The 11,741-nt window shown below is 64.4% G+C and carries 9 protein-coding genes and 1 pseudogene; 3 read left to right on the forward strand and 7 right to left on the reverse strand.

From position 1 onward, the window contains the following. Window positions 1-97 precede the first annotated feature (97 nt). On the forward strand, window positions 98-1,771 hold the full coding sequence (gene hutU / locus SS05631_RS23625; RefSeq protein ID WP_172900199.1) for a urocanate hydratase: 1,674 nt from the start codon (window positions 98-100) through the stop codon (window positions 1,769-1,771). Between the two features lie 44 nt (window positions 1,772-1,815). Here hutU and SS05631_RS23630 read toward each other — a convergent pair. The 6 genes and pseudogenes from SS05631_RS23630 to SS05631_RS23655 all read right to left on the reverse strand — a co-directional run bounded on the left by SS05631_RS23630 (window position 1,816) and on the right by SS05631_RS23655 (window position 8,615). Then, a pseudogene (locus SS05631_RS23630) lies at window positions 1,816-3,027 on the reverse strand (MFS transporter). Window positions 3,028-3,104: 77 nt separating this feature from the next. Next, window positions 3,105-4,538 carry a M81 family metallopeptidase gene (locus SS05631_RS23635; protein ID WP_095678077.1) on the reverse strand — a complete coding sequence of 478 codons (1,434 nt, stop codon included), beginning with the start codon at window positions 4,536-4,538 and terminating at the stop codon, window positions 3,105-3,107. Window positions 4,539-4,548: 10 nt separating this feature from the next. Further along, a complete protein-coding gene (locus SS05631_RS23640; protein ID WP_037417137.1) occupies window positions 4,549-6,468 on the reverse strand; it encodes a beta-N-acetylhexosaminidase in 1,920 nt (639 codons plus the stop codon). A gap of 22 nt (window positions 6,469-6,490) precedes the next feature. Then, window positions 6,491-7,318 carry an SDR family oxidoreductase gene (locus SS05631_RS23645; RefSeq protein WP_050988218.1) on the reverse strand — a complete coding sequence of 276 codons (828 nt, stop codon included), beginning with the start codon at window positions 7,316-7,318 and terminating at the stop codon, window positions 6,491-6,493. Further along, entirely contained in the window at window positions 7,287-8,150 is an 864-nt protein-coding gene (locus tag SS05631_RS23650; protein WP_037417133.1) for a MurR/RpiR family transcriptional regulator, read from the reverse strand. Before SS05631_RS23650 ends, SS05631_RS23645 begins: the two co-directional genes overlap by 32 nt. Before the next feature lie 60 nt (window positions 8,151-8,210). Further along, a complete protein-coding gene (locus tag SS05631_RS23655; protein ID WP_037417130.1) occupies window positions 8,211-8,615 on the reverse strand; it encodes a RidA family protein in 405 nt (134 codons plus the stop codon). Window positions 8,616-8,728: 113 nt separating this feature from the next. Here SS05631_RS23655 and SS05631_RS23660 point away from each other — a divergent pair, with 113 nt between their 5' ends. Both SS05631_RS23660 and SS05631_RS23665 read left to right on the forward strand, forming a co-directional pair. Then, window positions 8,729-9,217 carry a hypothetical protein gene (locus SS05631_RS23660; protein ID WP_037417127.1) on the forward strand — a complete coding sequence of 163 codons (489 nt, stop codon included), beginning with the start codon at window positions 8,729-8,731 and terminating at the stop codon, window positions 9,215-9,217. 14 nt (window positions 9,218-9,231) lie between these two features. Continuing rightward, window positions 9,232-10,794 carry a M81 family metallopeptidase gene (locus SS05631_RS23665; RefSeq protein ID WP_037417123.1) on the forward strand — a complete coding sequence of 521 codons (1,563 nt, stop codon included), beginning with the start codon at window positions 9,232-9,234 and terminating at the stop codon, window positions 10,792-10,794. A 36-nt stretch (window positions 10,795-10,830) separates the two neighbouring features. Here SS05631_RS23665 and gcvA read toward each other — a convergent pair whose 3' ends face one another. Beyond that, window positions 10,831-11,739, reverse strand: coding sequence for a transcriptional regulator GcvA (gene gcvA / locus SS05631_RS23670; RefSeq protein ID WP_037417145.1), 909 nt, complete (start codon window positions 11,737-11,739; stop codon window positions 10,831-10,833). Window positions 11,740-11,741 lie beyond the last annotated feature (2 nt).

Genomic DNA, 11,741 nt, shown 5'->3' on the forward strand with positions numbered 1-11,741 from the left:
CAAACACAGACACTTATGGCGGAATGCTGATCCGATAGCGCAGCACATTCTCCAGCATCCCGCCGGAACCGCAATTGACAGGGAGTGAGGCATGACCATGAACAATCCGCGCCACAACATCCGCGACGTGCGCAGCCCGCGTGGCACCGAGATCAGCGCCAAGAGCTGGCTGACGGAAGCGCCGCTCCGGATGCTGATGAACAATCTCGACCCGGAAGTCGCCGAGAACCCGCACGAACTCGTCGTCTATGGCGGCATTGGCCGGGCCGCCCGCACCTGGGCGGATTTCGACCGGATCGTCGCGACGCTGAAGGATCTCAACGAGGACGAGACCTTGCTCGTCCAGTCCGGCAAGCCGGTCGGCGTCTTCCGCACCCACAAGGACGCGCCGCGCGTGCTGATCGCCAACTCCAACCTCGTGCCGCACTGGGCGACCTGGGACCATTTCAACGAGCTGGATAAGAAGGGTCTCGCCATGTACGGCCAGATGACCGCCGGTTCGTGGATCTATATCGGCAGCCAGGGCATCGTGCAGGGCACCTATGAGACCTTTGTCGAAGCCGGCCGCCAACACTACAACGGCGACCTCAAGGGCAAATGGGTGCTGACCGGCGGCCTCGGCGGGATGGGCGGCGCCCAGCCGCTTGCCGCCGTCATGGCCGGCGCCTGCTGCCTCGCCGTCGAATGCAATCCGGATTCCATCGATTTCCGTCTCCGCACCCGCTATGTCGACGCGAAAGCCGAAACGCTTGACGAAGCGATGGAGATGATCAACCGCTGGACCGCCGCGGGCGAGGCGAAATCCGTCGGTCTGCTCGGCAACACGGCCGAGATCCTGCCGGAGATGGTCCGACGTGGCATCCGCCCGGACATGGTGACCGACCAGACCTCCGCCCATGACCCGATCAACGGTTATCTGCCGAAGGGCTGGACCATGGCCGAGTGGAAGCAGAAGCGTGAAGGCGATCCGAAAGCCGTCGAAAAGGCCGCCCGCGCCTCGATGCGCGAGCATGTCGAAGCGATGATCGCCTTCCAGGACATGGGGATCCCGACCTTCGACTACGGTAACAACATCCGCCAGGTGGCGAAGGAAGAGGGCCTCGAAAACGCCTTCGCCTTCCCTGGCTTCGTGCCGGCCTATATCCGCCCGCTGTTTTGCCGCGGCATCGGCCCGTTCCGCTGGGCGGCGCTGTCCGGCGATCCGGACGATATCCGCAAGACCGATGCCAAGGTGAAGGAGCTGCTGCCCGACAACAAGCACTTGCACAACTGGCTCGACATGGCCGCCGAGCGCATCGCCTTCCAGGGCCTCCCAGCGCGCATCTGCTGGGTGGGTCTTGGCGACCGCCACCGCCTCGGCCTCGCCTTCAACGAGATGGTCAGGACCGGCGAGCTCAGCGCACCGGTCGTCATCGGCCGCGATCATCTCGACTCCGGCTCCGTCGCCTCGCCGAACCGCGAGACCGAAGCCATGAAGGACGGCTCCGACGCCGTGTCCGACTGGCCGCTCCTGAACGCACTGCTCAACACCGCGTCGGGTGCCACCTGGGTCTCGCTGCACCATGGCGGCGGAGTCGGCATGGGCTTTTCGCAGCATTCGGGCGTCGTCATCTGCTGCGACGGCTCGGAAGATGCCGCCCGCCGCATCGAACGGGTACTCTGGAACGATCCAGCAACGGGCGTCATGCGCCATGCCGATGCGGGCTACGACATCGCGGTCGATTGCGCCAAGGAACAGGGCCTGCGGCTCCCGGGCATCCTCGGCAACTGACGAAATGGCGGGGAGCTGCCCCGCGGCCTCCCGCTGCCCGGCTCCTACGATGCCGCAATCCTGGCACGCTTGCCGTCGAGCAAAAGGAGCAGCACCAGCCCTGCGAGCCCGGCCGCAGCGCCGAGCAGCGCCGTCCCGGAATAGTCGCTGAAGCGCGTGCCGACCGCAAAGAGCGCAGCGCTGAACGCCCCGCCCAAAAAGATGTTCACCGCGATCAGCGAACTGCCAAGCCCCGGCCGATCGGCAATCAGGTCCTGGAGGTAGGTGATCGGGATGCTGATCAGCGCCGCCGCACCGAGGCCGCTGGCGAGGGTCAGCGCATAAACGTGCCAAGGCCGGTCCGACAAGCCGAGCAGCGCCAGATAGACCACGTAGACAGCGGTGCCGAGCGCCAGGGCATCGACATGGCTGAGGCTGTATTGAATGCGGCCCCAAACCAGAATGAAGGCCACTTCCAACAGCGCCACGACGCCGACGACGATGCCGATGTCGGTAGCGGTGCCGCCGGCCGCACCGGTGACGATCAAGGGAAGGACCGCCGCATTGACATGTAGGGTCGAGGAAATCAGCGCGATGGCGACAAGCCGCCCGAGTACCCGCGGCGACAGAATCTCGCCCAGGGAAACGAGCTAGGAAAGCCGTTTGCCGAGGGCTGAGCCGGCACCGGCTGTGGGCGGCAACAGGAAAGCGACGAGGATGAGGTTGGCGGCGCAGCCGAGACTCGCCAGCAGATAGGCCGGCAGCATGCTGCCGCGCGCTGCGAGCACGAAGCCGACCACGCCCGGGACCAGCACCCAGGAAAGCGAGATGGCGGCCCTCACTGCCGAGTTGACCGCAGCCGCGTCCCTGCCGCCCATGTGGTTGGCCGCTGTGCGTACATTGGCGAAGAGGAGCGAATTGAGGGCGCCGTAGATCGGCAGGAGCAGCAGCGTGGCAATCACGAAGCTCGCCTTCGCCGGCCAGGCATAGACCATCCCATAGCCGACAACGCCGAACAGAATGACCGCCAGCATCAGCGTGCGGTAATTGCCGACGCGGTCCGCGACGATGCCGACGGTGACGCTGGCAATGACGTTGAGTAGGGCGGCGGCGAAGATCAGCGCCGAATAGAACGCGTTGCCGAGGCCGAGTTCGGTGATGCCGACCACTGACTGATAGGGCGAGGTCGCGGCGCCGGCGAAGCCGAAGAGGAATATCGCGAGCATGCTCGCGCGAATGACCGGGTTTCGCATGGCCGTGAGCAGCGACGAAGACATGGAGGGGGTGTTCCGCGGAAGGGGCGAGGTCAGTTCTGTCCGCCCGAGGCATCGAGCGGGGTCGTGCGGCTGCGGCGTCAGGTCCAGCGGGCGGACAGCCGCGCCTTCGGGGTGAAGTCGAAATCGCGATCGAAGGGGAAGATTGGCCGCTGGCGGCGCTCGCTCGCGAGCTTCTCGATATCCTGATTGACGACACCGTCGGTGAGCGCCATCAGGTTGGGATTGGCGATCGGCGCGAGTTCCGGTGAAAGGTAACCGGACTTGACGACCAGCAGGCGGACCGCCTGCGGGTCGAGACCGAGCCGGCGCAAATCCTCGATATTGTGATAGGGCCGCCGCCGGGCCGAAAGCACGACGGTGATGCCGCCGACCTGAACCACCGCCTGCCGTTCCGCAAGCAAGCCGGGATCGTCAAGCCTGACGATCTTCGCCGCGGCTTCGACGGCAGCACCCGAGGGGTCGAGGCTGCCGCCGATCCGAAGGGCCAGGGTCGAGCCCTCGCTTGCGGCAAAGCATGCCTCTACCGCCGGCCGATCGGCGATTCCGGCAATGAGCGCGTCCTGCCAATCACGTGCCAGAAGCGCCTTCAACACGTCGGCGCGGTCGCCGACGCCGCCGCCGGTCGGGTTGTCGCCCGAGTCGGCGAGAACGATCGGTCGCGTCGTTGCCGCTTCGGCAATGTCGAGCATGGCTTCTAGGGCTCCGGTCACCGAACCGAAACGGAATTTTTCCCGGGCATCCCAGTAGCTTGCGGCGATTTCCTCCGCCGCTTTCAAAGTGGCTTCCTGGTCCGATCCGGTCACGACCGCGCAGGCGGTGGCCCGCGGCTCGTCCGCCCAGACATAGCCGACCATCAGATTAGCATCGAGGATGCCGGCCCGAACATTAATCTCGGGCAGGACTCGATAAAGGCTTGCCGCAGGCTCTTCCTCCGTCGAGGTCCTCTCTCCTGGCAGGAGCAGCGGCACGGGCGCCCAGGCGACGCCCGGCCGAGCGCCGGTGCGCAGCACCTCGACCAGCATCGTCCACGCCCTCACCATGGTTTCGCGCGTATCGATATGCGGCGCCGTGCGATAGGCGGCGAAAATATCGATTTGGTCGATGATCCGCTGGCTGACATTGCCGTGCAGGTCATAGCTGACGGCAATCGGGCAGCCGGGACCGACGACGTCACGGGCAGCCGAAATCCAGTCGGCCTCCGCATCGTCCAAGCCGTCGACCTTGATCGCGCCATGCATGGCGAGATAGAGTCCGTCGATCGGCACGGCTGCCTTCAACCCTTCCAGGAACTCCGCCTTGAAGGCCACATAGGCCGGCCGGGAAACCGGCCCACCGGGGACGGCGCGGGCATGGAGCAGCGGAACGTGTTCCACATCCTCAGCGTCGAGGAAGCTGAAATTGTCGGCCCTCAGCAGTTCCTCGCCCCTCAAGACCCGAAAGTCCTCGACCGACATCAGGACGGGCGAATAGGTGCTGCATTCCGTGTGGATTCCGCCGACGGCGATCCGCATGACTCAAAACTCACAAGATCGGGCTCAGGGGAGCGATCGCCGCAAAGCGCAGCCAGTCCTTCTCAGCCTTTGGCGTCCAGGCCGCCTCGGCGATCGCCGACAGGCGCGGGAAGACGAGCCGGTTGAAATAGCCGCGCGACAGAAAATGCTCCGACCAGATGCAGGCCTGCACGCCCTTCATTCGGCTCTTTAGCTCTTCCGGGAACTCGCCTTCCGCCTCGTAGGCATAGGTATGCGCCGGCGTTGCCGTGCCGGCCCAGCTTGCGCCGGGCTCCTGCCAGGCTTCCGCCTGGGCCATGTCGAGGTAGTAGGCCTGGCCGGGCGTCATGACGACGTCGTAGCCCTCGTGCGCCAGTTCGATGCCGACCTTGGGGTTCTCCCACGCCATCAGCAGCGTGTCCTCGGTTCCGACGCCGCCGCCATGGGCGACCTCGTTCCAGCCGACGAGCTTGCGGCCGCGCGCCGTCAGCATCTGCTTCACCTTTTTGAGGAAGAAAGACTGGAGCGCGAAGGTGCCGGAAATGCCCTCCTCTTCCATCAGCCTGCGTGCCAGGGGCGAGGCGAGCCACGAGCCGTTCGCCACCTCGTCGCCGCCGATGTGGATATAGCGGCTCGGGAAAAGCTCAACCATTTCGTCGAAGACCTTCTCGAGGAATTCGTAGGTGAGCGGGACGGCTGGATTGAGCGCGTTGTTGGGATAGCCCTGGACGGAATGATAGCTCTCCGGCGCCTCCTGGCCATCCGCAAGATCGGGAAGTGCCACGAGCGCCGCAGTGCTGTGGCCGGGGATGTCGATCTCCGGCACCACCTCGACATTGAGACCGGCCGCATGGCCGACAATCGCCTTGACGTCCTCCTGGCTGTAGAAGCCGCCCGAGGGCTCCGCCCCGTTGCCGAGCTGCGGCAGCAGCGGCTCGTCAGGCCCGCGCAGTACGCCGAGGGTCGTCAGGGTCGGAAAAGCCTTGATTTCCAAGCGCCAGGCCTCGTCGTCGGTCAGGTGCCAGTGGAAGATATTGAGCTTGAACCAGGCGAGAATATCGATCAGCCGCAGGACGTCGGCAGTCGGATAGAACTGCCGCGACACGTCGAGATGGCAGCCGCGCCAACCGTAGCGCGGTTGGTCGGCGATCGTACCCGAGGCAGGAAAACGGAATCTGCCGGCATGGCTGCGCGCGCCGTCGAGGAGCTGCGCGAGCGTCGTCAGCCCGTACTGCCGTCCGGCTGCCGCGCTATATTCAAGCCGGATCTCGCGGGGGGAGAAGGTAAGACGGTACGCCTCGGGAGCCAGATCAGCACCCTTTGCGAAGACAATCGGCACCCCTTGCTCCGATGGTGCGAGGCTGAAGGGAGAGTGCCCGGCGGCAAAGAGCCGATGAAACAGCGCCAGCACGTTCGAAACCGCCTCGACATCCTCCGGGCTGCTTCCCGCGGCCGGGTAGAGGACCACGGGAAATTCATCTCCTGCCACGGCGTCGATCTTCGCCGGCCAGGGCTGCAGCGCGAAGGGCAGGTCGAGCCGTCCTTCGGGCAGACGGACCGGCGGCGGTTCGCTCGTGGCACCCTCGAGCCTAAGGTCCGAGACCGCCACCGGCACATGCTTGCCATTGGAGAGCGTCAGATAAGCCGACTTCGCCCCGTCGCTGCAGTGCTTGGCCTGCCGGTGCAGACCGCTGACCACGAAGGTCCAGCTTTCCCCCGGCTGAAGGGTCAGCCCCTCGGGCGGGGCGAATTCATGAAAATTGGCGTTGCGGCGCAGGAAGACGGCGTTCTCGCAGGCAGCCGGATCGATGACGCGAGTGAGCGAGGTGTAGACGAGACGGAAGCCGCTCAGCGCCCTGCCGGAGAGATTGAAGAGACTTAAGGTGAAGCGACCGTTGGGGCCGCCATCCGGCTGCCAGGCAGATTCGAGGCGATATGAAACCGGCTGCATCAGCATCCTCCAAGGGGATTGGTCAATAATGGCTGGACTGCGAGAAGGTGCGGGCGAGTTCGGCCTGGCCGGCTGTCAGGCCGCAGTCGACCGGCAGGCACACGCCCGATATGGCGCCGGCTTGCGGCCCGGCCAGGAAATCGACGGCATTGGCGACGTCTTCGGGGTTGACGATGCGCTGAAGCGGATACCAGCGCATGGCCTCCTCGAAGACCTGCGGATTGGCCGCGGCGCGGGCTTCCCAGGCCTGGGTGCGCACCGTGCCCGGCGCCACCGCATTCGAGCGGATGCCGAACTTGCCGTATTCGACGGCGATGAGCCGGGTCAGATGCAGGAGGCCGGCCTTGGCGCAGCTATAGGCCGGATGTCCGAAGACGCCGACACCATTCACCGAGGCGATATTGACGACCGAACCCCTGCTCTCCTTCAGCATGTCCTCGACCGCCCGGAAGCAGAGGAAGGCGGCTTCGAGATTGAGCGCATTGTCCATCCGCCAGATGTCCTGCGTCGTATCCTGCAGGCTGACGGCGCGCGCCGCGCCGGCATTGTTGACGAGCGTATGGACGACGCCACGCTCCCCCGCGGCTGCGGCCATGGCCGCCACGCTCGCCGCATCCGTCACATCGCAGGCGACGGCGGCGAACCGTTCCTCTGCGCCGAGTTCACGCGCGACCTTGGCTCCGGCATCGCCGTCCATATCGGCGAGGAGAACGACGTCGTGTCCATCCGCCAGGCGACGGGCAATGGCCCGGCCGATGTCGCCGGCTGCGCCGGTGACGATCGCTACGGATTTCGGCTTGGGCGGTTGCTCTGCCACATCAGTCTCCGAGAAGCTGGCGATCGTCGCCATCCCTATGCGCGACCAGCTGCTGCTTGATGCGCCTGAGCGTTGCGGTGGCCTGCGGCTGGACACGGTAAGCCACCAGGCTGGCAAGGATGTCGACCAGAGCCACATAGGCGATGCGCGTGGATGTCGGACGATAGATGTTGTTGCCTTCCGGCAGGTCGACCGGAACGGTGATGTCGGCGGCGCGCGCCACCGGGCTGCCGGTCTGGGTAAGCGAGATGGTCGGCACCTTCGCTTCGCGGGCAAGGCCGAAGGCACGCACCAGCTCGGCGTTGCGACCCGAAAAAGACGAGCCGATGATCACATCGCTCTGCCTGGCGGCTGCCGCGAGCATCAATTGCATGCTGTGGTCGGAGCTCGCGGTGATGCGCAGGCCGAGGCGGAAGAGGCGGTTCTGCAATTCGCCGGCAATCATCGAGGAATTGCCGCCCGACCCGAAGGCGTAGATCATTTCCGCGCCGGCTAGCCGGTCGGCCGCCTGTTCGAGGGCTGCAAGGTCGAGCGAACGATGCAGCAGGAACAGCGCGTTCTGCGCCTTGGCGATGATGTCCTGGGCCACATCGCCGGTCTCCTGGCTTTTCGGCTCGGGCTTCAGGTAGCGCATCCCGACATAGGCGGTGCGGGCGAGTTGCACCTTGAAATCGGAAAAGCTGTCGCAGCCCAGCCGCCGGCAGAAGCGCGTCACCGTCGGCGGCGAGACATCCGCCTTCCCCGCAAGCTCGATGATCGATGCGTTGACGGCAAATTCGAAGTCGTTGAGCAGAATGTCGGCGATGCGGCTCTCCGCCTGCGAGAGCCGCTCCTTTTCATGCTGCAAGGTTGCGAAAATATCCATCCGGACGGCCACTCCTATCTGAGCCGCGGGATGCGGGCGGAAATCCGCACGCACTTTTCCTCATCCCGCGACATATTGGGCGTCCTTGGGCTTATAGGCGACGCAGTCGATCTCCACCTTGCAATCGACCATCATCGAAGACTGCACGCAGGCACGCGCCGGCGGATGAGCTCCAAAATATTCCTGATAGATCTTGTTGAAGCTCCAGAAATCGCGCGGGTCGTCCAGCCAGACGCCGACTCTCACCACGTGCTCGATACCGTAGTCGGCCTCCTTCAAAATGGCCAGCAGATTGCCGATCGCCCGGTGGGTCTGGGCGACGATGTTCCCGTCGACGATCTCGCCATTTTCCATGGCAACCTGCCCGGACACATGGAGCCAGCCGTCTACCTCCACGGCCCGCGCGAAAGGCAGCGATTTTCCGCCCGCCCCGATCTCTTCGGTGCCATAGCGTTTGATGGACATCAGGAACCTTGTGCAAATTATTTTCGCATTGCGTTGACAAATCACCACAGAAAGACAATTTTGGCCAGAGAAAAACGCCAATCATGAAAAGAATTTCAATAAGGGGCGAACACATGCGGAATCCCTTCCAGAATCCGTTCCCCGTCAGCGACGCCGCCAGGCGACAGATCTGGGAGATGCTGGTGACGCGGGACATCGACGCTTTCCTTGCCGCCGACTGGTCGCTGGTGGCCGCCGATTTTGTCGAAGAGGGTTTCATCGGCATCGATGGAAAACGGACGGCAAGCCCTGACAATTGGCGGCTGGCGTTTCCGTCGCTTGCCGCCTATCGCGACGAGTGGCTGCGCCAAGCCCTGGATTTTGCCGAGCAGTCCTTCTCGGAGGACGCGCGCACGGCGATTTTCACCACCACGACGCTCGAGGACATCGAGATCAACGGCGATCGGGCGCTCGCCCGAAAGAAGTTCGATGGCGAGATCAGGAAAGCCGACGGCAGCGCCGATGTCCTGAAGTGGCAAACGGTCTATTATTGCAGGCTGCATGAAGGCCGGTGGAAGATCTCTGGCTTCACCGGTTATCTGCCGAATCCGATGGGTGATTGAGGAAGGCGACGGCATTGCGCATTTTTACAGCGGCCCTGGCAACCGAAACGAACACCTTCTCTCCCATCTGCATCGACAGGCGCGCCTTCGAAGCGTCGCTTTATGCGCCTCCTGGCAAGCATCCGGAAACGCCGACGCTCTGCACCGCGCCGATCACCGTGGGCCGCCGCGTGGCGGCGGAGAAGGGCTGGCAGCTGATCGAGGGCACCGCGGCCTGGGCGGACCCCGCCGGGCTGGTCAACCGGCAAACCTATGAGGCATTGCGCGACGAGATCCTCGGGCAATTGCGTTCGGCCCTCCCCGTCGACGCCGTGGTGCTCGGGCTGCATGGTGCGATGGTCGCCGACGGCTACGAGGATACGGAGGGCGATCTCCTGACGCGCGTGCGCGAGATCGTCGGGCCGGAGGTGCTTGTCTGCGTCGAGCTCGATCCGCACAGCCATCTTACTGAAAAGCGTGTCGCGGCCGCCGATTTCTTTGTCTTCTTCAAGGAATTTCCGCACACGGATTTCGTCGATCGCGCCGAAGACCTCTGGCGCATTGCCGTCGACACGCTCGAAGGGCGCGTTCGACCGGTCATGTCGGTATTCGACTGCCGGATGATCGACGTCTTTCCGACGTCGCGCGAACCGATGCGCAGCTTCGTCGACAAGCTGATGCGGATCGAGCGGGAGGATCCGGACGTCCTGTCGCTGTCGGTCGTGCACGGCTTCATGGCCGGCGACGTTCCGGAGATGGGCACCAAGACGGTTGTCGTCACCGATGGCCGTCCGGAAAAGGGCCAAGCGCTCGCTCGCGAACTCGGCCTCGAACTTTTCGAAAGGCGCGGCACCTTCCGCATGTCGGAAATCGACGAAAGGCAGGCGGTCGCCGCGGCGATCGCCGCACCTGCAGGTCCGGTCGTAATCGCCGACATGTGGGACAATCCCGGCGGCGGCACGGCGGGCGATGCGACGGTCGTGCTCGGGGAACTGCTCGCGAACGGTGTGACGGACGCGGCGATCGGCACCATCTGGGATCCGATGGCCGTGCAGATTTGCATGGCGGCGGGCGAAGGCGCCGAAATTCCTTTGCGCTTCGGGGCGAAATCGGCCCCCGGCACGGGCCATCCGATCGACGGCATCGTCAGGGTGGTGCGGCTGGTGCGCAATGCCGAAATGCGCTTCGGCGAGAGCTTCGCCCCCTTCGGCGACGCAGCGCACCTTCAGTATCGCGGTATCGACATCATTCTCAATTCGACTCGCGCCCAAAGCTTCGACCCGAGCCTGTTCTCGGTGATGGGTATCGATCCGAATGCGAAGAAAATCCTGGTGGTCAAATCCACCAACCACTTCTACGCCTCGTTCTCCAAGATCGCGTCGCAGATCCTCTATTGCTCGGCCGGAACACCCTACCCCAACGATCCGGCGAAAACGCCCTATCGGCGGGCGCGGCGCGATATCTGGCCGATCATAAGCGATCCGCACCGGCGTGAACATCTCGATACGATACGCGACTCCGCAGCCCAAACGCACACGTCCGGCCCCAGTGCAGCCCGCAGTCGGGACTTCCTCTATGGGGATGACGGGCTGCTGTAATGATCGCCGTCGACACGTCAGCCTCCGTGTCGCTTGTTAGCGGGGCGGCGAAGGCGGTGATGCCGCCTCTTCCTTCAGCCAGGAAGCGAAGATTTCTGCGGCGGGGGCCGGTCGGCGACCTTTTGGCGTGACGATCCAGTAGGCGATCCGATCGGACCGGACCGAGTGCGCGAAAGGTTGCACGAGCCGTCCGGCCGAAAGATGGTCGCGCACCATATGCAGGCGCCCGATCGCGACACCTTGCCCATTGAGAGCCGCTTGAAGCACGATGTTGTAGTCGGTCAGCTGAAGTATTCGGCCGCGCCGATAGTCGACACCGGCTTCGCCGCACCAAAGCTGCCAGTCCACGGGCTTGCTGGACTCGAGCAGGGTCTGGGCGAGCAAATCCGCCGGCCTTGCGAAGCGTGATCCATCGCCGTAGAGGGTCGGGCTCAACACGGGGCTCAGCTCTTCGTTCATCAACCGCTCCGCCAACATCCCATCCCACTGCCCGGCACCGAAGCGTATGGCCAGGTCGACATCGCCGGTTTCGAAGGTCGTGAGACCCAATGTCGGCTCGAGGTCCACCTCAATCTCAGGATGCTCGATCATGAACCGGGAAAGACGGGAGACCAGCCAGTTGGCGGCAAAGGAGGGAAGGACGCTGACGCGCACGCGTTGCCTGGCAGCGCGGTAGCGAATCTCGGAAGTCGCGCCGGCGATAATCCCGAAGGCTTCGGTGGTCCTGCCGAGATAGTCCGCCCCCTCGATCGTCAATTCGATGCTCTTGGCTTTGCGGACGAACAGCCGCACGCCGAGCGTCTCCTCGAGCTGCTTGATGTGGTGGCTCACTGCGCTTTGGGTGATCAGCAACTCTTCGCCCGCCTTGCGGAAGCTGAGCAAGCGACCCACCGCTTCGAAGGCCCGCAAGGCCTGCAGCGGCGGCATGGTGCGGGATGTGCGCATGG

Source organism: Sinorhizobium sp. CCBAU 05631 (assembly GCF_002288505.1).
Taxonomy (GTDB): Bacteria; Pseudomonadota; Alphaproteobacteria; order Rhizobiales; family Rhizobiaceae; genus Sinorhizobium; species Sinorhizobium fredii_C.